The following is a 21533-nucleotide window of genomic DNA, read 5'->3' as shown; positions in this document are numbered from 1 at the left end:
TCTCACCGATCTTCGGCTCCGCCGGCCGCGGTGCCGGTCAGCGCAGCCGCGTCCGGGGGCCCGGATTCCATCGGGCGGCCCAACGGTGGTGCGGGCGCGGCCGGATCCGCCAGCAGAACGGGGATCAGCGTGTGCAGCGCGTCCACGGCCCGGTCGACGGCCGCCCGTACCGGTGCGCCGAGGCCCGGCAGGATGTCCTCGTCGCCACGCGGCAGGACCTCGGGCTCGCAGGCCAGGACGAGCACCCGGGGCAGCGGCTCGTCGCCCAGGTGTGCGGCCAGGGCCAGCACCTTCTGCGGGTCCATGCCATGGGCCTCGGGTACGGCCGTGCCGTGGGGTGGTTCCGCCTCGATCAGGGTGAGGGTGCCGGGGCGGTGTCCGCGCGGGGCCGCGTCGACCAGGACGGCGGTGGCGTAGCCGTCGAGCAGGGTGTAGGCGAGGTCCAGGCCGCGGATGCCGAAGTCCCGCACGCGCACCTCGGGCGGCAGCGGACGCCGGTCGAGGGCGCGGATCACCTCGGGGCCGAACGCGTCGTCCCCGAGGAAGATGTTGCCGACGCCCGCCACGAGCAGCCGGCCGGGGCTCACCGGACCACTCCGGCGACCGGTGCCAGGGGGCGCGCGGAACCGGCGGGCTTCTTTCGGACGAAGGCCGACCTGAGCGCGTGGTAGGGGGCCTGGGGATCGAAGAAGACGGCGTGCATCCGGGCGAGTTCGTCGCGCCGGTGGTCCGCGAGCGGCCGTACCTCCTCGTCCGAGCGGCGTGCCGCGGCCTTGGCAGCGATCCGTTGCCGGAGGTCGGGGGCGGCGGCGAGGGCGGCGGCCAGCCGCTCGACCTCGGCGGCGAACTCGCCCGCCCCGGCGGGCACGAGGCGGTCCACCAGCCCGATCCGCTCGGCCGCCGCGCCGCTGAGCGGCAGTGCCTCCTCGGTCAGCCGGCGGGCGGTGCGGGCTCCGGCGCGACGCGGGAGCGTGTACGTCCAGAACTCGGATCCGTACAGGCCCATCCGCCGGTAGTGCGGGTTGAGGACGGCTCCCGTACGGCACCACACCTGGTCGGCGGCGAGGGCGAGCATGGCGCCGCCGGCGGCCGCGTTGCCGGCGAGCGCGGCCACCACCAGCCGGTCGGTGGTGCGCAGCACCGCCTCCACGAGGTCGTCCATGGCGTTGAGGTTGGTCCAGGACTCCATGGCCGGGTCGGCGGCCGCCTCGATGACGTTCAGGTGGATGCCGTTGGAGAAGAAGTCACGGTCCGAGCCGAGCACCAGGACCGGGGTGGGGCGGGTGAGCGCGTACCGGTAGGCGGCGAGCAGTCTGCGGCACTGGTCGGTGCTCATCGCCCCACCGGGGAAGGAGAAGCTCAGGAAGCCGGCGTCGCCGCGCTGCCGGTAGCGGATGTCGGCCCAGGTGTGCCGGTGCGGGGGCAGTTCGAGCGGGACGGCGGCTTCCGGGAGCCTCAGGGTGTCCCGGCCGGAGAACGCGGCGAGTACGGAGGCGGCGGGACGCCGGAAGGGTGCCGGGTCGCCGGAGTTCTTGCGCGGGCGCAGTTCCGGGATCCACACGGCGCCGTCGCGGGTGGCCCGGCAGACCGCGCCCGCCCGGGTCGCCAGCAGCTCGCCGGGGCGGCCGCGCAGCAGGTCCTCGGGGTGGCCGCCGTGCAGGAACACCTCCCGGCCGAGGAGTTCGTCCAGGACGCCCGGCTGCGAGTCGGCGCCGCGGAGCTTGCGCAGCACGGTCTCGGTGCTGTCGTTCTCCCAGTCGATCCGGCGCCGCTCCTGCCGGTGGAAGTCGCGCCACACCACCTGGACGGAGTCGTCGGCCTGGGGGCGGGGTTTGTACGAGGCGTCGGCGTAGCGGCGTACGGCCAGCAGGACGGCGGCGACGGCGGCGTCGGAGGCCTCGTTGCGGTACAGGTCGCTCTTTCCGACGGGCGGTACGGGGAAGGACTCCGTCGCCCAGATATCCCCCGCGTCCATGGCCGCCTCGGCCTGGACCACCGTCACGCCCCAGCGGGGCGCCTGCTCGGCGATCGCCCAGTCCAGCGAGGAGGGGCCGCGGTCGCCGGGCGGTCCCGGATGCACGATCAGGCAGGTGCGCTCCCGCCAGACGTCCTCGGGCAGGGCCGTCTTCAGCATCGGCGCGACGACCAGGTCCGGGCGCAGCTCGCGTACGGCGGCGCGGACGGGGTCGGCGCCGTGGGTGGCCAGCACGACGTCCACCCGGTGTCCCCGGTCCGACAGTTCGGCGTAGACCCGCTGGGAAAGGCTGTTGAACGCGCTGGCAACGAGCAAAATGTCCATGACATGGCATGTTCGTCCGTTCCCGGGGTGCCGGGAAGAACCCCTGCGGCGTTTCGCCCTCCCCGGACAGATCCCTTCCTCCATCCGGATCGCATGGGGACAGGCACCCGACGGCCGGCAAGGCGGTCGCAGAGCCCGGCGAATACGGGTACTCGGCCGTTGCCCCCGTGGGGAAGGAGCCGGCCTCATGAAGCACGACTTGATGATCGGAAAAGTGCAGGCACTCGCTCAGCTGCCCGACCGGGGGTCGGCCGAGCGGGCGACACACGCGGTGCTGAGCACCCTGTCCGAGCGGCTGCCGTCCGGGCTCGCCCGCCATGTGGCGGCCCAGCTGCCGCCGGACCTGGCGGCTGCCATGCGGGAGGCTGTGGACGCGTCCGCCGGCCCCGATGCGGGTACCTCGGGTGAGCGGTTCGGGCTGACCGTCTTCGCCGGACGGATCGCCGACCGGGCCGGCACGGACGAGGACAGGGCCCTGCGCGATGCCGCCGCCGTACTGGAGGTGCTCGACGCCGCTCTCGCGCCCGAGCTGACCGAGCGGATGGCCGGAGCACTGCCCGCGGACATCCGGGAGCTGCTGCCCGTGGAGCGCGCCCTCGGGAGCGGGTAGGAGACGGGCGGACGCCCACGGATTGTGAGGCTCCTGTGACCGTCCGCTCCCCGCGCCGGCGGCCTACCGTGATCTGAGCCCGGCAGGCACGCTGACCAGTGCCCCCTTGGCCGAACTGAACAAGCGCGCCGCCGAGCGCGCCGAGTCCGGCGATCCCGGGCAGTGCTTCGGCGCCCCCTGACTGCTGGTTCGTGGGTGATCGCAGCGCATACGGGCTCGGGCGCGTTGTGCGATCCGGCCCGTGGCTTGCCCTTACCGTTCCCTAGACGTGACGGACAAGGAACCGGCGGTGGAGAGGAGGCGGGAGGCCTGATGGGCGGTGCGGGCGGGCGAACGGGCCGGGGGCGTGGGGCGGTGCTGGGCAGTCGGCCGTCGTACTCCGTGCGGCTCCCGGCGGCCGACCGCTGCGAGCCGGACGGCCCGGTGGCCGCGCGCACGGTGCCGTGGCTGCGGGTCGCCGCCGCCTACGCCTGGCGTCTCATCCTCGTCGGCATCGTCGTCTACGGCGTCTTCAGCGTCCTGGGCCGGTTCCAGCTCATCGCCGTCGCCCTGTTCCTCGCTCTCGTCGTCACCTCGGTGCTGCGCCCCCTCGCCGATCTCCTGAGCCGCGTCCTCACCAGACCCCTGAGCGTCGCCGTCGCCCTCGTCGGCAGCCTGCTGCTCCTGCTGGCCCTGTTCGCGCTCGTCGGCAACGCGGTGGCGAACGAGTCGAACAAGCTGGCGGGTGAGTTCCGCGGCGGGGTGCACCGGATCGAGCTGTGGCTGCAGGGGCCGCCGTTCCGGCTCAGCCCGGGCAGGCTCTCCGATCTGCAGCGCCAGGTGACCGACTACATCGCCGGGCACCAGGCCAGCCTGCTCAGCAGCGCCGTCTCGGGGCTGGGCCGGGTCGTCGAGCTGATCACGGGCGGCGCGCTCGCGCTCTTCGCCTCCGTCTTCTTCATCCATTCCGGCGAGCGCATGTGGAGCTGGGCGCGTGACCAGCTGCTGCCGAGCGGTGCCCGTTCGCGGTGGGACCGGGCGGGACGTGCGGCCTGGCTGACGTTCGCCGGGTACACGCGCGGCATCATCATCGTGGCGGCGACCAACGCCGTCCTCGTCGGCATCGCCCTGCTCGTGCTGCGGGTGCCGCTCGCGCTGCCGCTGACGCTGCTGGAGTTCTTCGCCACGTTCGTCCCCCTGGTGGGCTCGCCGGTCGCGCTCGGAGTGGCCACGGTGGTCGCCCTGGCCGGGCGCGGACCGCTCACGGCCGCGGCCGTGCTGGTGCTCATCGTGGTCATCGGCCAGCTGGAGGGGCATGTGCTGCACCCGCTGGTGATGAGCTGGGCGGTCCGGCTGCATCCGCTCGTCGTCGCCGTGTCCGTCATCGCGGGGAGCATCGTGGCGGGGGTGATCGGCGCTGTGGTGGCCGTCCCGTTCATCTCGGTGGTGTGGTCGGTGCTGCGCGCGCTGCGAGCGGTGCCGCAACAGCCGACTTCCAGATGATTCACCAGAGTTGGTGTGGCTCCTGCGCGATCCGAACAGGGGATCAGTTGTTCCCTGGAACAGGTGATCGTCGCTCGTGAGACCGGTGAGGTGCCGGAGCCGGGACGATACTTTCGGTGTGCAAGCGACGGGCTGCAGACCGTAGTTGACGCACAGGTCCCACTCAAAAGCCACATCGCAAGGAGCAGCACGATCATGAACCTTCTCACCGACGTCCTCGCCGGGATCATCCACTTCATCGGGTGGCTGGTCTGACGTCCACGGACGCGTGAAGAAGCGCGGCGCCGTCTCCCCGTCCCAGGGAGGCGGCGCCGCCGTCGTCGTACGGTTCAGCGCAGGGCTGCGGTCACGAGGCCGTGTATCTCCTGCTCGGACACGCTTCCCCCGTTCACCAGCCGGTCGAAGACCAGTCCGTCCACGCAGGTCAGGAGCGTGACCGTACGTTCCTCGGCGTCCTTGACGCCCTGGGCGGCGAGGAAGTCCTGGACGGCCTGCCGGGCCAGGTTCTCGCGGGGCACCAGGATCTCGCGCAGTTCGGGGTGGCGCACACTCTCGACGGCGCAGGCGTAGCGCGCGAGGGAGCGCCTGCGTCCGGCCTCGGCGAGCCGCCCTTCGGTGAAGGCCATGAGGCCGGCCGTCAGTTCGCCGGCGTTCCGCAGGGCCGGTGTCCTGGCCCCGGTCTCCTGGAACTCCGCCTGGTCGAGTGCCACCAGGCGCCGGACCAGCGCGGTGAGCAGCGCCTGCCGGGTGCGGTAGTAGGCGGAGGTGGTCCCGGGCGGAAGGTTCGCCGCGCGGTCCACGGCTCGGTGCGTCAGTCCTCGCATCCCGGCGTCGGCGAGCACGCCGATGGCCGCGTCGGCGAGGAGAGTACGTCGATCGGTGGGCACCCCCTCTTTCTACACCCCCGCTTCTACATCTGTAGACAGCCCGAGTAGCCTGCTTCTACATCTGTAGAAGACACGGCAGAACGGGCACGGGTGGAGGGGACTGGCATGAGTGGTACAGCGGTGGTGGTCGGGGGCGGCATCGGGGGTCTGGCCGCCGCGCTCGGGCTGCGCCGGATCGGCTGGGAGGTGACGGTCGTCGAGCGGGCCGCCGCACCGGCCGACGCGGGTGCGGGCATCTCCCTGCACGCCAATGGGCTGCGCGCGCTGGACGTGCTCGGTGTCGGCGCGGCCGTACGCGCGGCGGCTCGGCCGCAGTACACCGGGGGTACGCGCACTCCTGCTGGCGGCAGGCTGGCACGGATGGACGGAGCCGCGCTCGCCCGCGAGCTCGGCACTCCGATCGTCGGGATCCCGCGGGCCGTGCTGCACCGCGTGCTGCGCGCGGCGCTGCCGCCGCAGTGCCTGCGCGTGGGCGTCTGCGTTGCGTCGGTCGACCGCTCGGCTCCCGGCCGGGTCGCGGTCCCGGTCGGCGAGGAGGTCCTGGCGGCGGACCTGGTCGTCGCGGCAGACGGCGTGGGCAGCCGGCTGCGCGGCCAGGTGTTCCCGGACCACCCCGGACCCGTCTACAGCGGGTCGACGGTCCTGCGTGCCATCACCGGGCATCCGGTGGAGTTGAACAGCGATTTCGAGCTGACCTGGGGGCGGGGGGCCGAGTTCGGCCACATCGCCTTCGCCGACGGGCGCGCCGAATGGCACGCGGTGCTCAACGCGCCGCCCGGTGTACGTCATGCCGATCCCCTCGGCGTGCTGCGCCGCCGGTTCGGCGGCTGGCACGATCCGATCCCCGCGCTGCTGGCGGCGACCGGCCCCGAGGCCGTTCTGCACCATGACATCCACGAGCTGGCGGCGCCGCTGCCGTCCTTCGTCGCAGGCCGGATCGCGTTCCTCGGTGACGCGGCCCATGCCATGACGCCGCATCTCGGCCAGGGCGCCTGCCAGGCCCTGGAGGACGCCGCCACGCTGGCCGCGGCGCTCGCCGGCACACCCACGGTCGGGGCGGCGCTGGCCCGGTACGACGCCGAGCGCCGCCCGCGCGCCCAGTCGGTCGCCCGCGCCGCCCGGCAGGCCGGCCGGATGGGCCAGCAGCTGTCCCATCCCGTGGCCGTCGCCCTGCGCAACACGGCGCTGCGCCTCGCCCCGTCCGGGGTGACGGTGCGGGCCGTCCTGAGGCACGCGGACTGGACGGCGCCGAGCCTGGGTTGAGGCGGCCCTGCCCGCCATGGCCCACCGGCCGACCGGTCGGTCGTCCCGGCTCGCCGATCCCGGTGCGGCGCCGTCAGACGACACCGGCACCGGCCACGACGGCGTGGATGTCCGCCTTGATCCCCGCATCGGCTTCGTCCGTGGTGAGGCCGAGGAGGAAGGCGGTGCGTTCGCCGTGGACCGTCACCAGGGTCATCTCCAGACGGGAGGTGCCGTCGTCGCCGTTCCGGATCCGCAGGGCGACGGTGTACGCGGGCTCGCCGTCCAGCTCGGCGGCGTGCGACTCCTCCACAGTGGCCCGCTGGTCGGGGAAGAAGAACTCGGCGTTGGACCGGGCGGCGCTCTCGGCCGCCCGGCGCAGGTCGGCACGGGGCACGACCTGCCCGGCGCGGCCGGTCAGCACGGTGCCGCCCCCGGACGAGGGTGCGCCGGAGGTCTTGCTGATCTGCGAGGAGAAGGCGTCGACCAGGTGCTTGTCCTTGGCCGCGTCGTGCTGCCAGCCGTCCGGCACGGCGTAGGAGAGTCCGGCGCGGGTGTCGGTGACCCGGGGCCGGCCCGCCAGGGGGTCGTTCCCCTTCCGCTCCGTCCACCAGGCGGCGGCCGCGGCACAGGCGGCGACGAGGCACAGGGCCGCCAGGCCGGCCACCAGCCGGCGGCGCGACCGCGGGGGTGCGGGCTGCGGCGCACGGCTGGGATACGGGGGACGAGTCAGGGGTGATGGAGTGGTCATGCCCTCACTTTTCATGATCTCCGGAGGGCATCGCCTGAGTCGTCGTACTCATCCGCCCTGCACAGTCTCCCTACGTCTCCAGAGCTTCCCGCACCCCGAACACGGCGGGTCCCACGGTGAGGATCCCGTCGCTCAGCGGACGGCAGCGGACTCCCCCGCCGCCGCGCAGCGCCCGCTGTGCGCCGGGCCCCACCGTGACGTCCATCCACGCGCACGGCCTGGCCGCGCTGCGCACCTCCAGCTCCACGGGCCCGGCGCCACAGTCGAGGACGACCGTGGACCCGATGTACGCGTCGATGTCCACGCCTCGCAGCAGGACGTTGCGCCGGGTCCGCGTCAGGTCCGACTCCTCCGGGCCCGGCCGCGGCAGGCGCTCCACGGCCATGAGGGTGATCGACGCGTTGCGGTGCGCCGGGTGGTTGAAGTACCGGTCCCCGACGATGCCCAGTCCCGCGCGGACCTCGGCCGTCGTCACCAGCTCGGTGCGCGGCAGCTCGGGCACGCCGTCGCCGGGACGCCCTGCGAGGCGGTGCGCCGGCGAGACCAGCAGCTGGAGAATTTCCACGTGGGGCACGCTCCGAGCCTAGCCAGCGCCGCGCACCGCCTCACCGGCGGCGGGGCCTGACCTGAGCAGGAGGCGTCCGCTCGCTCCCGCCAGCAGCAGTCCGGCCACCAGCCCGGCGTCGGATCGTAGTGACGGCGGCATCTCGGCCACGGTGAAGTTCTACGGCCCGGTCGTCCCGCAGCCGTACCACCCGGATCCGGGCGCCGCCTTCGGTGACCGCAAGTGCCGGCTGATCTACCACGGCCAGGACCGGGCCGGCTCCCACGAGCAGCGCGATGGTCAGGCGCGCCGGCGATCTGCGAGCCCGGCCGGTGAGGTCGGCGGAGACCGCCGGTGGCAGAATCCCGCCCATCCGATGATCACCCCCGGAGGACGCACACGTGACCGTGGACCTGGCCGAATTCGCCGAGCCGGACGCCGAACGCCCGCCCGTCCCCGTCCCCGTCGACTGGGCGGCCGTGGAGAAGTGGGTCGGTACGCGGCTGCCGGCCGACTACAAGCTGCTGGCCGACCGGTACGGGCCGGTGGACTTCGGGGAGTTCCTCTGGATCCATGTGCCGTGCGTGCAGGCAGGGCGGTTCGACTACGGCGCGTGGCTGCGCGCCACGCACCGGGAGGCCCGGATCGAGGCGCGTGACCTACCGGAGGGCGAGCGGCCGTTGCTGCACCCCGAGCCGGGCGGGTTGCTGGCCTGGGGCTGCAGCCGGGGCGCCGACGTGCTGTTCTGGGACACCTCGGTGTCCGACGACCCCGACGAGTGGACGGTGGTCGTCGCCCACCAAGGGCCCGTGCCCGGCAGCGGCCTCCTCCCCTGGCACCGCTACGACCTCACGCTCACCGGCTATCTCCGCCACACCGTCCGCGACACCTGGGAACTCCCCTCCCCGCCGGGCCCGTTGATGGGCCCGCTGCCCGGCACCGTCGCGCGCACCGCCTTCCTGGACACCGCCGGGCCATGGACTGCGCCCACTCCCGCCCCGCCCCGGCTGACGGAGGCGGAGCGCCGGGTCGCGCTGGAGACCGGCACGGGGCTGGAGGCGCTGCGCCTGCTCACCGTGCCGCCGGGCCGGCCGCGCCTCGGCGACGGCACCTGGGAGGGCCTGTTCGAGCAGCTCGGCACGGCGCTGCCCGCGGAGTACGTGCGGCTGATGGAGACGTACGGCAGCGGCTGCTGGAGCGGCTGGCTGCGCTTCCCCGAGCCGCTGCGCACGACGGCACCGCGCTTCACCGCCTTCGTGGACCAGACGCTCGAGGGCTACGAGTCGCTGAAGTCCGGCCACCCGCAGTGGTATCCGCTCGCCACCTTCCCGGCGCCCGGCGGTTTCCTGCCCTTCGCCGACTCCATCGACGGCGACTACCTGGGCTGGCTCACCGAGGGCGACCGGCCCGACGACTGGCCGCTCGTGTTCTGGCCCCGGCACGCGGACCAGGGCCCGCCCCTGGAGCAGGGGCTGATCGACACGCTGCTGGCGTGGCAGCGCGGCCGGCTGAGCACGGCGGGGCTGTGCGGCCTGGACCAGGACGACGACCCGGTCGAGTTCGCGGACTTCGAGGTCTTCGGCGCTCAGGCCGAGGAGGCCGAGGAGGACAGCGACTGAACCCCGGCCGCCGACGGGGCGCGCACGCCCGGCATGATGATCTCCATGACTCCGATCACCGGCCTGGACCTGACCGGCTTCACCGCGCGTGAGCCCGGCGTGTGGACGGATGCGGCGGGACTCGTGCTGACGGTGCACTTCTTTCCCCTGGTCCCCGATCTGCCCGCCCCGCTGCACGAGTTCGAGCGCTTGCGGACCGCGCTCGCGGCAGGCGTCGGCGGGCGCGGGGGCGGGCTCATCGAGGCGGTGCCCGGCGCGGTCGACGGTGTCCCGGCGGTCCGTCAGCTGATCAAGGTGCGCCTGCCCGGCGCAGCACACGGGCAGGGGTTCCTCGGCTCGTGGACCATACCCAAGGCCGGGTGCAGCACGGTCCTCAAGGTGCAGGCCGCGGAAGGCGGGATGACCGGTGTCCGTGAGGCCATGGTGATGAACCAGGTGGGAATGGAAGCCTACTTCCGGCCTCACCCGTACTCCGCCGGCGGGCAGTTCGGCGGGCTGCCGTATCACGTGGGCGACGACGAGCAGTGGGACGCCGGCTTCCCGGACCATCCGCTCACCCTGGTCCGGGCCGCGCTGCACCGCATCACCCCGACGGTGACACTGGACGAGCACTTCAAGCAACTTCCCCCGTTCGCCGGCCCGGCGGCACAGCCTCCGCACCCCGCTCCTGCGCCGCCACCCCCGCCCCCGCCCTTCGGCGCCCCGCCCGCCGCCGCGCCGCCCAAGCGCGGCTGGTTCCGCCGCGGCGGCGGACACTGAGAGATTCAGGAAGGACGAGGTGGATGGTGAGGTCCCGATCCCGCGTCGGGTCACTACTATTCGTTCGGTTTCGACTTCTGTCCCGATCCCGGGCGGACACCTCTTCCCTTGCGAGGACCCATGTTCATACGCTCTGCCGTCACCGCCCTGTCGGGCGCGCTGGTCCTGTCCGCCCTCGCCGTGACGACCGCCGACGCCGACTCCGGCGAGGGAGACACCCACATCGTCCAGGTCGTCGTCAACGGCGGAAAGCCGGTCGTGGTCGGTGCCACCGGGTCGAAGACGTTCACGCTCAGCATCACCGCCGCCGACAACTCGGGGGTCAAGGACGCCTACGGGCTGGTCTACCACGGCTCGTTCGACAACCCCGACGGCAACGCGGGGCCCGGTTCCGACACTCCGATGTCCTGCTCCCCCGTCCCCGGCAGCGAAACCACCTCCACCTGCACCACCGACATCACCATCGGCCCCCGTACGGCCCACAGCAACTCCACCGCCGGTATCTGGCACGTCTGGACGTCCGTGGACGCCAACGACTTCGACTACATCGACCTGGAGAGTGCGGGCACCTTCTCGATGAAACGTTCCGCCAGGCTGACCGCCGACGCCTCTCCCGAGCCGGTGGCCGCGGGCAAGACCCTCACCGTCAAGGGTGCGCTGACCCGCGCCAACTGGGACAACGGCACGTACGGCGGCTACTCGGGCCAGGCGGTCAAGCTGCAGTTCCGCAAGGCCGGCAGCACCACCTACAGCACCGTGAAGACGGTGACCAGCGGGACCGGCGGTGCCCTCAAGGCCACGGCGACCGCCTCCGTGGACGGCTACTGGCGCTGGAGCTTCGCCGGGACCAGCACGACCGGAGCGGCCAACGCCCCCGGTGACTACGTCCACGTCACAGCGGGCTGACCCGCCGGGCACACCCTGGCGGCACCGTTTGGGCCGATTCCCGCCGTAGCAGCGCCGCCACACTTGCTTAAAGCAGCTGCTTTAAGTTCAGGGGATGCCGACCGTCCGCTTGTACCCACGCGTCCGGAGGCAGGCATGACCGACATCCCCGAAAGCAACGGCGCCGCGCTGCGCTACCCGCTGACGCCGCCCACCGCACTCGAACCACCCGCGGAGTGGGCACGGCTGCGCCGGCAGTGCCCCGTGGCGCGCGTGACCCCCTGCCGAGCGGGGACGAGGCGCGGCTGCTGACGCGGTACGAGGACGTCCGGCGTGCGTTGAGCGATCCGCGGCTGAGCCGGGAGGGTGCCACCGGCTCCGACGCGGCCCGTATCACCGACGACGACTCGGACATCTTCAACAGCCCCATGGCGTGCACCCTCAACGCCGTGGGGCACGAGCGGTGGCGCCGCATGCTGAGCCGCTGGTTCACCGCCAAGCGCGTCCAGGCGCTGCGGCCCGCCATGGAGCGGACCGCCGACCGCCTTCTGGACGAGATGCCGGACCACGGCCACCCGGCGGACCTGGTGTCCCATCTGGCCTTCCCGCTCCCGGTGTTCGTCATCTGCGCCATGCTCGGCGTCCCGGAGGCCGACCGGGACTCCTTCAAGGGCTGGTCGGACACGTTCCCGAGCATGGCGAAGTACAGCCGGGACGAAGTGACCACCGCGCACCGGGAGTTCGAGGAGTACATGGCCGCCCTGGTGGCGGACAAGCGGGCGGCCGTATCGGCGGGGAAGGCCGCCGAGGGCGAGGAGGACCTGCTCAGCCTGCTCATCACGGCGACCGACGCCGAGGGCCGGCCGCTGTCCGGCGAGGCGCTCACCGCAACCGGTCAGGCCCTGCTGCTCGCCGGGCACGAGACGACCGCCGGGTTCATCACGGTGATGGCGGCCCACCTGCTGTCCGACCGGCGCCGCCGGCAGCGGCTGCTGGACGACCGGTCCCTGGCCCGGCAGGCCGTGGAGGAGATGCTGCGCTTCGACCCGAGCGGCGGCTTCGGCATGATCCGCTACGTGCACGAGGACGTCGAACTCGGCGGTACGGTCGCCCCCCGGGGCACCACCGTCGTGTGCAGCATGTCCGCGGCCAACCGGGACGAGGACGCCTTCGACCGCGCCGCCGAGCTCGATGTCACCCGCAGCCCCAACCCCCACCTGGCCTTCGGCGCGGGCCCGCACTCCTGTCTCGGCCAGGCCCTGGCCCGCACCGAGATGCAGGCCGTGCTCGACGTCCTGCTGCGCCGGCTACCCACCCTCGAACTGGCCGTGAACGGCGCCGAACTACGCCAGGTGGACGGCCTGTTGACGAGTCCGCCGGCGGCCCTGCCGGTGCGCTGGTGAGCGAGCAAGGCGCCGCGATGAAGGTCACCGTCGACGAGGCGAGGTGCTGCGGCGCCGGACAGTGCGCGCTGATCGCCCCCGAGGTCTTCGACCAGAGGGAGGAGGACGGGATCGTCCTCCTCCTCGACGGCGCGCCAGGCTCCAGGGTGCACGCGGCGGTCCGGGAGGCCGCGAGCGTATGCCAGGCCGCCGCGATCCGGGTGAGCGAGACGTCCTGACGGCCGTACGGTCCGGTGCGTGCCCGGCCGCTCTGCCAGACGAGCGTCAACTCGACCGCACCCCGGAGGGGATGGCGCAGGACATGGGCCTTCCACCGTCGCGTCACCGGGGGGGGAGGCCCATTGCGGAGCTGGGGCGTCAGCCGTCATCCTCCCGCCACCGCCTGGCCTCCCGCACCTGGGGCGCGCGCTGCGGACGTGACATGGCAGGCGTCCCGGCCGCGCCGGGCAGCCCTCGCGCGCCCTCTCGTCAGCCGTTGGTTACACGTGTAACATCCTGACCGGCACGAGACCCCGAACACTCGCTCAGGCTGATGACGGAAGGCCCCGGAGATGACCTCGACCGCGCCCGCCCCGCCCGACACGGGCTGGCCCCCGCCCCGCTTCCTGGCTCCCACCCCGCCCCTGGTCGGCACCGACGGTGTACGGCGCTTCCACGGGCTGACCTACGCCCGGACGCCGGGCTACCGCCCCTGCCTGCTGGACGTCCACGTACCGGCCGCGCAGGAGGCCGTACCGGCGGTCGTCTGGATCCACGGCGGCGGCTGGCTGGAGGGCGACCGGCGCTACCCGCCACCGACCGTGCCCGTCGAGCTGCTGCACGGGGCGGTCCTCGGCGCGGGCCTGGGGCTGGTCTGCATCGACTACCGGCACAGCCTCGAAGCGCCCTTCCCCGCCCAGCTGCACGACGTCAAGGCGGCCGTCCGGTACGTACGCAGGCACGCCGGTCTCTTCGGCATCGACCCGGAGCGGATCGGCGCCTGGGGCGAGTCGGCCGGCGGTCACCTGGCCGCGCTCACCGGGCTGGTCCGCGCGGACACCCACGGAGCCGCCCTCGAAGGCCGCGAAGGCGTGCGGGACGAGGACAGCACCGTACGGGCGGTCGTCGACTGGTACGGCGTCTCGGAGATCGAGTCACTGCTCTCCCAGTCCCCCTTGCCGCCGGTTCCGGGCGAGCCGCCGTACCCGGACCCCATCAAGTCGCTGCTCGGCGGTGCGGAGGAAGGCCGGCGGGAGCGGGCCCGCGCCGCGAGTCCGGTGACGTACGCGGGACCCATGACTCCGCCCCCGTTCCTGCTGGTTCACGGCCGGGAGGACCGGGTCGTACCGTTCGGCCAGAGCGAGCTGCTGGAGCGGGCGCTCACCCGTGCCGGCGCGGACGTGACGCTGCGCGCCGTCGAGGGGGCCGACCACATCTTCCTGGGATCCGCAGAGGTGCCCGCCGTGGTCGCGGAGAGTGTCGACTTCCTGCGGCGCCACCTGAGCGCCTGACGCGCCACCGCCGGGCCGGCTGCCGCGCTCGCGGCACCGCACCGGGCGGTCAGCTGGACCGGCGGTGCACGAGGGTGGGTTCGACGCCGGGCAGGGGCGCGGCGGTGCCGTTCTCCATCAGTTCGTGCACCGCCGCGGCGACCTGCGCGGCCGAGGGCAGGTCCAGGCGGATCGTCGTCAGGGGCGGCCGCTGCAGGGCCGCGGTCACCAGGTCGTCACAGCCGACCACGGCGACGTCTTCCGGGACGTCGACCCCCTCGTCCAGCAGGGCGCGCAGCAACAGCGCGGCGTATTCGTCGTTGTAGGCGAAGACGCCGTCCAGGTCCCGCATCGCCCAGCCACGCGCCAGTTCGACGGCGGACTCATACGTGTAACCCATCTCCACCGGTGTCACGGTCGCCACCGTCCGGGCGGCCACGCTGCGCGCTCCGGCCAGCCGGGGCGCGGCGAACGCCGACAGGCCGCGCTCTTGTGGCATGAGGACCGCGAGGCGCCGGCGGCCGCCGGCCACCAGATGCCTGGCGGCGAGCACGCCCACCCGCTGATCGTCGAAGGCGACCGTGCAGACGCCCTCGACGGGCTGCGGCGCGAACGCCATCAGGGCCCGGACCCCGGCACGTCTGAGGACGTCCGCGCCGGCCGCGGTGAGGCTGGTGCCGTCCAGCGCCAACACCGCGCCGGGGCGCAGCTCTGCCCAGGCGCGTGCCGCGCTGACGGGGTCGGCGAACCGCCCCGCGTGCAGCACAGTGGTGCAGCCGTACTGCTCCAGTTCCGTGTGGAGGTCGTCGATCCAGCCGCTCACCAGGCAGCCGATGGCGGACACGGCAGCCGGGATCAGCACCAGGTTGTTGCGGCCCGCCCGCAGCGAGCGGGCCGCCGCGTGCGGCACGTACCCGAGCGTGTCCGCCGCGGCAAGTACCTTCGCGCGGGTCGCCTCGCTGACCCGGTGTGCCTGGGTGTTGTTGAGCACGAAGGAAACGGTGGCCCGTGAGACGCCCGCCAGCCGTGCCACATCGGCGCTGGTGACGACAGCGACCGGTTTCCTCGCCATGCTTCCCTTCCGCTCGCAGGACCCGATTTCCCGCAGCTCTCCAGGGTACATGCGTGGTCGGCAACACGAGTAAGCAACGACCCGGGCTCCTCGACGCAAGCCTCTGTTCAGCCGGGCTCCCGTAGTGCTACACAAGGAACCACCGCAGTGGTTACTCGTGTAATCAATCCAGATCAACTCGTGTAATCGGCGATCCGACACCCGCGGATTCCCCTCGCACAGCCGCCCTTCCCTCACGGCTCGGCCCTGCCCGACCCCTTCGGCTCGGCCCTCCCCCACCCCTCACGGCTCGGTCCTGCCTGAACCCTTCCTCCCCAGGAGTCGACATGCCCCCGTTCTCCGCGACAGACGAAATCCGGCCGACCAGCGCCGCCCATGGCCCCGATCCCCGGCGGCGTGGGCTCATGGCGTTGCTCCTGGTCGCCAACGCCTCCCTGTACGCCGTCTACATGGGAGCCGGATCCGTCCTGCTGCCCACGCAGGTCGAGGCGATCGACCCGGATCACAAGGTGGCGCTGCTCGGTCTGATCGGCGGGATCAGCGCGGTGTTCGCCACCGCGTGCAACCCCGTCGCGGGGGCTCTGTCGGACCGCTCGGGGCGACGCAACCCCTGGGTGCTCGGCGGCGCCCTGGCCTCGCTCGCGGGTCTCGCCTTCCTGGGTAGCGTGCGCACGGCCCTGCTGGTCGGGATCGCCTGGTGTCTCGTGCAGGCGACCATGAACGTCTACCAGGCCGCCGTCACGGCGATCGTGCCCGACCGCATAGCGCCGGACCGCCGTGGTACGGCCTCCGCGCTGGTGGGGCTGGCCCTGCCCGTGGGCGGCACTCTCGGCGTGCTGATCGCCTCGCGGACCGCCGGCCGTCTCGCCACGGGCTACCTCACCCTGGGGCTCGTCGCGGCTGCGGCCGCCGTGCTGCTGACGGCGCTGTGCCGGGACGTTCCGCGCGAGCCGAACGCCGAGCCCGTGCCGTCGGTGCCCTGGCGTCGCCGCGCGGCACTGTTCCTGTCCGCCCTGGGCAGCAGAGACTTCCGCTGGGCGTTCATCGGCCGGGCCCTGATGGTGCTGGGCTACTTCTCCGTCGTCGGCTACCAGCTCTACATCCTCGACGACCACATCACGCTGCCCGCGGGGCTGCGGCCGGCGGCAGCGATGGCCGTCCTCACGCCGGTGTCGATGGCGGCGATGGCCGTCTCCACGCTGGTCGGTGGCCTGCTGTCGGACCGCTGGAACCGGCGCAAGGTGTTCGTCGGTGTGTCCGCGGCGCTCGCCGGTCTCGTCATGGCCGTCCCGGTGGTGGCGCCCACCTGGCCGGGCATGCTCGTCTTCAGCGCGCTCAACGGGCTCGCGTTCGGCTGCTTCATGGCCGTGGACACCGCCGTCGTCACGCTGGTCCTTCCGCGCGCGGAGGACGCCGCGCGCGACATGGGTGTGCTCAACATCGCCAACGCCGGTCCGCAGATCGTCGCGCCGTTCGTCGCCTCCGCCGTGGTCACCGCGTTCGGCGGCTACACGCCGCTGTTCCTCTTCGGCGGCGCCCTGTCGCTGCTCGGCGCGCTGGCCATCTGGCCCATCCGCGGCGTGCGTTGAGCCCCGCCCGCTTCCTCCTCCGCCACGGCACCCCCTCCAAGGAGACCCCCATGCAACGCAGACACGTCCTGCCGCTCGCCGCTCTGCTGCTGTGCGCCGGCGCGCTCGGCACCACCGCCTCCGCCGCACCGCGCGAAGCCGCCCCGCCCCGCCCCCTGCGCATCCTCCTGACCGACGACGACGGTTACGACGCCCCCGGCATCCGCATGCTGTACGACCGCCTCACGGCGGCGGGCCACGACGTCACGATCGTCGCCCCGCTGACGAACCAGAGCGGGGCCGGGACGAAGATCTCCGGGGCGGCCACGATCGCGGTGAAACACCCGCAGCCGAAGGTCTGGGCCGTCGACGGCACCCCGTCGGACGCGGTGGGCTTCGGTCTCGCCGCCGTGTTCACCGGCCACGCGCCCGACCTGGTCGTCTCGGGGACGAACTTCGGCCCCAACCTGGCGGCCATGGCGACCCATTCGGGCACGGTGGGCGCCGCGGTGACGGCCGTGGAGGACGGAGTGCCGGCGATCGCCGTGAGCACGGGCGGACTCGAGCCTCCCGTGCCCGCCCGGATCCTCAACGCCATGCGCCCGACCGACGACTTCGTGGTCGGGCTCGTCGACCGGCTGCGCGGCAGGGCCCGCGGCGGACGCCTGCTGCCGGAGGGGATGGGGCTCGACGTCGACCACCCGGTGGTCGGCGCGGACGGCGCCGGCACCGCGCGGGGCGCCGACGTCACCACGCAGGATCCGCACCCCGTGCTCAAGTCCGAGTACGCCGACAACGCAGACGGAACCTGGAAGGTGACCGTCACCGTGGCGGACGGCCCGGCCGGGCCGGGCAGTGATGTCGCGTCCGTCGAGGCCGGCCGGATCTCCGTGTCGCCGATCACTCCCGGCTGGAACGCAGCCCCCGCCGACTTCGCACGCACGGCGGCCCTGCTCACCGGCCTGCACCCCTAGGAGGACGCCGGAGGCCCGACCGCCGCGTCGACGTGTCAGCCTGCCGTCAGCGCCCCCTGTCACTGTTGTTCTCGTGAACGGCACGGGAGACCGGGCCGGGAACGAGGAGAGGTGCCCGGAGTGGCTTATCGGGGACCGATGAGCACGCCTCACGGTCGGGCCTCACGGCCCACGCAGGTTCAAATCCTGCCCTCTCCGCTCGGCCTGACCGGCGCGGTACGGCCGTTGTCAGTGGCGGCTGGCAGTCTTGACGCATGGTGATCGACGGATACGAGGGCCCGGTCGTCGCCGGGGAGGCCCTGCTGGACCTGCCCGGGTTCTGGGCCGCTTACCTGATGTACGTGTGCGGCGGCGACGAGGAACACGGCGATCCGGACCCAGAGTGGTTCGGGGCGGACCCCTCCGATGTGGACGCGGCCTTGGAAGCCCTGTCCGACGAGGAGCGGTGGCCCGCCTTCCGCGTGCCCTTCGCGGACGGGCACACGGCCGTGGTGGTGGGCCGCAACGCCCCGGACGACACCGGGACCGACTGCTTCGTCGTTCACCCGGACTGGGACCGCCACGGATTCCTGGCCACGCTCGACGGCCACCAGGCCGGCCCGGGCCTGGCCTGGCGGGAACTGGCGCACATAGCGCGCACCCCGGCCACCGACGCCCCCGGCATCCATGACGTGCACGCCCGGCTTCTCATCCTGCTGCCCGCGCTCGGCGACGAGGATCTGCCGGACGACGCGGCCGGGGCGATCGCCGAGGCGCTCGTGTGGGCGGGGGTGCCCGCGGACCACACTCCGTGGCTGGTGGAGTGCCTGCTCGACCATCCGCTGTGGGACCCGGCCCGGTGGACGCTGCCCGGTCCGTCGCCGCTCAGCGGGGGCGCGCAGCCGTACGAGGGCATCCTGGTCTGCGACGGCCCCATGAGCCCGCGCTTCGGCATACGGCTGGCACAGGGCGTCTCCCGGGAGCACAGCGACCGGCTGGCCCGGGCGCTCGGTACCTGGGCGGCCGCCTGAGCGCTCCCGACGGCACGTCAGCCGGTGGCGAGGACCTTCAGCCGGTCCACGGCACCGTTGAATCTGTCATGGTCCCCGACCGTCCGACCGGAGGACGTGTACTGCCACATCGTGTGGTACGACCATCCCGCCGGCAGTGTCCCGGGGGCCGAGCCGTAGCGGGCGATCCACAGCGGGTTGGTCGCGCCGAAACCGCCGTAGTTGCCGGTGCACTGCGTCCACCAGCTGGTGGCGGTGTAGATGACGGCGTCGCGGCCGGTGCGGGCCTTGTAGCGGTTCAGGAAGTCGCGGATCCAGGTGACCATCCCGCTCTTGGACTTGCCGTAGCAGTAGGCGCCGTACGGGTTCCACTCGATGTCGAGCGCGCCGGGCAGTGTCTTGCCGTCCTTGGACCAGCCGCCGCCGTGATTGACGAAGTAGTCGGCCTGGGTGGCGCCGCTCGTGGTGTCCGGGGTCGCGAAGTGGTACGCGCCGCGGATCATGCCGATCTTGTAGGAGCCGTTGTACTGCTGGGCGAAGTAGGGGTTCGTGTAGTACGTCCCCTCCGTCGCCTTCGCGTACGCCCATTTGACGCCGCTGCCCCACAGGGTCGACCACGCGACGTTGAGCTGGTACTTGGCGACGTCCACGCCTTCGGTCTGGTTCGCGCGGGAGACCGACTCGGCAGCATCGTCGGCGGCGGCTGCGCCGTCGTGGGCGAGCACCCCCATGCCCATGTAGGCGGTGCCGCGCTCGGTCATGGTCCCGGCCGCCGAAGGCATGGCCGAGGGGGCCGACAGGGACAGCAGGAGGCCGGTCAGGGCGCCGGTGACGGACCAGCGTGAGCGGCGGGGCAGATGGCTTCGCACGGAATCCATCTGACCCTCGGTCGGACCGCACCGCACTCCGGGTACCGCCCAACGAAGGCATTCCGGCGGGGGGATTAGTCCATGTGAGTGGCGTGGCGGTCGTGCCGGGGTGGTCGTGGGCGCCGCCGACGGCGCCCACGACCGGCCGGTCCGGATCAGCCGTCGATGCGGTGCTGGGTCCAGAAGGAGGTCAGGTCCGTGCTGGTGGCGGCCTGGGCGGCCGCCTTGAACTCGGCCGTGGTCGAGACGCCGTACCAGTGGGCGGTCGCGTAGTCCTTCAGCACCTTGGCCATGGCGGTGTCGCCGAGGACGCGCCGCAGGTCGTGCAGGGCGCACTTGCCGTAGCCGTAGACGACGGTGGAGTAGCGGGAGGAGTGCGCGTCCCAGTACGCCATGGAGTTGGTGATCTTCTCGGCGCCGGAGGCCCAGGAGACGCTGCTCCAGCAGTTGCTGCCGGTCTTGCCGAGGGCCAGGTCGGTGGCGTAGTCGGTGAACGCCTCGTCCAGCCACGGGCTGTTGTACTCGTCGTCGCCGACGATGCCGTACCACCACTGGTGGCCGATCTCATGGGTGAGCGCCGTGGTGCTGACCAGGTCGAGGACGAACCCAGGGTATTCCATGCCGCCGAACCAGTAGTTGTTGTCGATGACGGCGTCCAGCTCGCCGTACGGGTAGGCGCCGAAGCGCGCCGCGTGGGCGTCGACGGCGGTCTTGGCGGTGCTGAGCATCGACTGGGCGCTGGAGGAGCTGATGCCCGAGACGGAGTAGATGTTCACGGGGACGCCGGCGGCCGAGGTGCCGGAGATCTTGGTGAACGGGCCCGCGGCCCAGGCGAAGTCCCGGACCTTGGCGGCGGTGGCGGTGGTGACCGTGCGGCCGCTGGAGCCGGGGGTGTCGGTGGAGGTGCCGGTGGCCGGGACCAGCAGGGTGCTGGGGTGGTCGAGGGTCACCTTGAAGTCGGCGGCCAGGGAGTAGAACGACTCGCCGTTGTTGGTGTACGGGTCCAGGTGCCAGCCCGCGCTGTCGCGGACCGCGAGGACGGGCAGGGCGTTGCCGATGAAGCTGAAGGCACCGTCGTGGCCGAACCGGTCGGCGCCGCTGGGCACGGTGATGCCCAGGTCGAAGCCGACGGTCGCGGTCTGTCCCTGGTTCAGGGGCGCCGCCAGGGTGATCTTCAGGGCGGTGCAGTCCACCGAGAGGTCGCCCGCGGTGCCGCCGGTGACGTTGCTGACCTTGATCGGCATGGCGTCGCAGGTGCCGTGGTAGTTGTCCCACAGCCTCAGGTACACCTCGCTGAGGGCGGTGGCGGAGGCGTTGGTGAAGGACACGCTCTCGTGCCCGTTCCAGACGGTGCCGCTGGTGTCGCTGCTGAGGCTGACGGTGTACGAGGGCGTGGCCGGGGTGCGGGTCGAGTCCGCCGGGGGCGGGGTGGTGCCCCCGGAGGTGTCGAGGGCGACGTCGTCCAGGACGAAGCTGGTCTGGAGGCTGGAGTCCTCGGTGCCGGTGAAGGACAGGTTCACGGTCTGGCCCGCGAACGACGACACGTCGAACGACTTCTGCACGTAGCCGGTGTTCTCGTCGAGGTTCGAATAGGTCGCCAGCGTGGTGCTGCCGATCTTGGCCGTCAGCTTGTCGTACGCGGTGGACGAGGTCGTCTCGTCGGTGTCGATGTGCAGCCAGAAGGTGAGGGTGGCGGTGCTGCAGCCGCTCGGGATCGTGACGCTCTGGGTGAGGGTGTCGGTGTGGGTGCTGCCGACACCGTCCAGCCAGGCGAAGGAGGAGCCGCTGTGGGCACTCTGACCGCTGCGGCTGGTGATCACACCGGACGTGGACGAGGTCCAGGGCGAGGCACCGCTTTCGAAGCCGCCGTTGGTGACTGCCTGGGCCGGCGTGCAGTCGGCTGCCACGGTGTGCCCGGCCGGCCGGGCGGCGGCGGGCGTGACGGGGAGGGAGAGAGCGACCAGCGCGGCGACGGTGAATGCGCCGACGCCGAGCGCCTTGTGGGGGGTGGGTCTCACACACTGCTCCTTTGCGGCGGCCGGGATTCCGGCCTGCTCGATGGCCGCCCGTCGGCGGGGTGCGCCGGGGCGGCCGCGGACTGGTTGCGCGAT

Annotated in this window: 19 protein-coding genes and 2 pseudogenes; 13 read left to right on the top strand and 8 right to left on the bottom strand. The window is 72.7% G+C overall.

Annotation, left to right across the window (positions count from 1 at the left end):
* Positions 1-2: 2 nt before the first annotated feature.
* Both AQI88_RS17275 and AQI88_RS17270 read right to left on the bottom strand, forming a co-directional pair.
* Entirely contained in the window at positions 3-587 is a 585-nt protein-coding gene (locus tag AQI88_RS17275) for a hydrogenase maturation protease (RefSeq protein WP_066999472.1), read from the bottom strand.
* Positions 584-2299: an enoyl-CoA hydratase-related protein gene (locus AQI88_RS17270; RefSeq protein WP_066999468.1), complete on the bottom strand. Its 1716-nt coding sequence runs from the start codon at positions 2297-2299 to the stop codon at positions 584-586. The genes AQI88_RS17275 and AQI88_RS17270 overlap by 4 nt, the downstream gene beginning before the upstream one ends.
* Positions 2300-2486: 187 nt before the next feature.
* Between AQI88_RS17270 and AQI88_RS17265 the strand changes: the two genes are divergently transcribed.
* Both AQI88_RS17265 and AQI88_RS17260 read left to right on the top strand, forming a co-directional pair.
* On the top strand, positions 2487-2909 hold the full coding sequence (locus AQI88_RS17265; RefSeq protein ID WP_066999466.1) for a DUF2267 domain-containing protein: 423 nt from the start codon (positions 2487-2489) through the stop codon (positions 2907-2909).
* Between the two features lie 312 nt (positions 2910-3221).
* Positions 3222-4391 carry an AI-2E family transporter gene (locus AQI88_RS17260; protein ID WP_066999463.1) on the top strand — a complete coding sequence of 390 codons (1170 nt, stop codon included), beginning with the start codon at positions 3222-3224 and terminating at the stop codon, positions 4389-4391.
* A gap of 329 nt (positions 4392-4720) precedes the next feature.
* Here AQI88_RS17260 and AQI88_RS17250 read toward each other — a convergent pair whose 3' ends face one another.
* Positions 4721-5278: a TetR/AcrR family transcriptional regulator gene (locus AQI88_RS17250; RefSeq protein ID WP_066999457.1), complete on the bottom strand. Its 558-nt coding sequence runs from the start codon at positions 5276-5278 to the stop codon at positions 4721-4723.
* 105 nt (positions 5279-5383) lie between these two features.
* Here AQI88_RS17250 and AQI88_RS17245 point away from each other — a divergent pair, with 105 nt between their 5' ends.
* Positions 5384-6541, top strand: a complete 1158-nt coding sequence (locus tag AQI88_RS17245; RefSeq protein WP_066999454.1) for an FAD-dependent monooxygenase — start codon at positions 5384-5386, stop codon at positions 6539-6541.
* A gap of 73 nt (positions 6542-6614) precedes the next feature.
* Here AQI88_RS17245 and AQI88_RS17240 read toward each other — a convergent pair whose 3' ends face one another.
* A complete protein-coding gene (locus AQI88_RS17240; protein ID WP_159050352.1) occupies positions 6615-7271 on the bottom strand; it encodes a hypothetical protein in 657 nt (218 codons plus the stop codon).
* 70 nt (positions 7272-7341) lie between these two features.
* A complete protein-coding gene (locus AQI88_RS17235; RefSeq protein ID WP_066999448.1) occupies positions 7342-7845 on the bottom strand; it encodes a molybdenum cofactor biosysynthesis protein in 504 nt (167 codons plus the stop codon).
* 371 nt (positions 7846-8216) lie between these two features.
* On the opposite strand from AQI88_RS17235, the gene AQI88_RS17230 reads away from it, so the two are divergent.
* The 6 genes and pseudogenes from AQI88_RS17230 (at position 8217) to AQI88_RS17205 (ending at position 13971) form a co-directional block, all read left to right on the top strand.
* Positions 8217-9434, top strand: coding sequence for an SMI1/KNR4 family protein (locus AQI88_RS17230; RefSeq protein ID WP_066999445.1), 1218 nt, complete (start codon positions 8217-8219; stop codon positions 9432-9434).
* Between the two features lie 45 nt (positions 9435-9479).
* Positions 9480-10193: a hypothetical protein gene (locus tag AQI88_RS17225; protein ID WP_067000034.1), complete on the top strand. Its 714-nt coding sequence runs from the start codon at positions 9480-9482 to the stop codon at positions 10191-10193.
* A gap of 120 nt (positions 10194-10313) precedes the next feature.
* Positions 10314-11099: a hypothetical protein gene (locus tag AQI88_RS17220; RefSeq protein ID WP_066999442.1), complete on the top strand. Its 786-nt coding sequence runs from the start codon at positions 10314-10316 to the stop codon at positions 11097-11099.
* 135 nt (positions 11100-11234) lie between these two features.
* Positions 11235-12481: pseudogene (locus AQI88_RS17215) on the top strand (cytochrome P450).
* A 17-nt stretch (positions 12482-12498) separates the two neighbouring features.
* Entirely contained in the window at positions 12499-12699 is a 201-nt protein-coding gene (locus AQI88_RS17210; RefSeq protein WP_067000030.1) for a ferredoxin, read from the top strand.
* 333 nt (positions 12700-13032) lie between these two features.
* Positions 13033-13971 (top strand): alpha/beta hydrolase, encoded by a 939-nt coding sequence (locus tag AQI88_RS17205; RefSeq protein WP_066999439.1) that lies wholly within the window; start codon positions 13033-13035, stop codon positions 13969-13971.
* 49 nt (positions 13972-14020) lie between these two features.
* Here the strand turns inward: AQI88_RS17205 and AQI88_RS17200 are convergent, their stop codons facing one another.
* Positions 14021-15022: a LacI family DNA-binding transcriptional regulator gene (locus tag AQI88_RS17200; RefSeq protein ID WP_066999437.1), complete on the bottom strand. Its 1002-nt coding sequence runs from the start codon at positions 15020-15022 to the stop codon at positions 14021-14023.
* Positions 15023-15426: 404 nt separating this feature from the next.
* Between AQI88_RS17200 and AQI88_RS17195 the strand changes: the two genes are divergently transcribed.
* From AQI88_RS17195 to AQI88_RS17185, 4 genes and pseudogenes are all read left to right on the top strand, one after another.
* Positions 15427-16611, top strand: coding sequence for an MFS transporter (locus AQI88_RS17195; protein WP_244184180.1), 1185 nt, complete (start codon positions 15427-15429; stop codon positions 16609-16611).
* Positions 16612-16661: 50 nt separating this feature from the next.
* The gene (gene surE, locus AQI88_RS17190; protein WP_066999430.1) at positions 16662-17564 is read left to right on the top strand and encodes a 5'/3'-nucleotidase SurE; all 903 of its coding nucleotides are present in this window, start codon (positions 16662-16664) and stop codon (positions 17562-17564) included.
* Positions 17565-17669: 105 nt separating this feature from the next.
* Positions 17670-17762: pseudogene (locus AQI88_RS45960) on the top strand.
* Positions 17763-17818: 56 nt separating this feature from the next.
* Entirely contained in the window at positions 17819-18574 is a 756-nt protein-coding gene (locus AQI88_RS17185; protein WP_066999428.1) for a hypothetical protein, read from the top strand.
* Positions 18575-18591: 17 nt separating this feature from the next.
* On the opposite strand, the gene AQI88_RS17180 is transcribed toward AQI88_RS17185, so the two are convergent.
* A complete protein-coding gene (locus tag AQI88_RS17180) occupies positions 18592-19431 on the bottom strand; it encodes a lysozyme (RefSeq protein WP_066999425.1) in 840 nt (279 codons plus the stop codon).
* A 146-nt stretch (positions 19432-19577) separates the two neighbouring features.
* The gene (locus AQI88_RS17175) at positions 19578-21440 is read right to left on the bottom strand and encodes a M1 family aminopeptidase (RefSeq protein ID WP_066999422.1); all 1863 of its coding nucleotides are present in this window, start codon (positions 21438-21440) and stop codon (positions 19578-19580) included.
* Positions 21441-21533: the final 93 nt, after the last annotated feature.

Source organism: Streptomyces cellostaticus (genome assembly GCF_001513965.1).
GTDB lineage: Bacteria > Actinomycetota > Actinomycetes > Streptomycetales > Streptomycetaceae > Streptomyces > Streptomyces cellostaticus.
The sequence above is the reverse complement of the archived record's forward strand: the minus strand, read 5'-3'. Positions and strand labels throughout refer to the sequence as shown.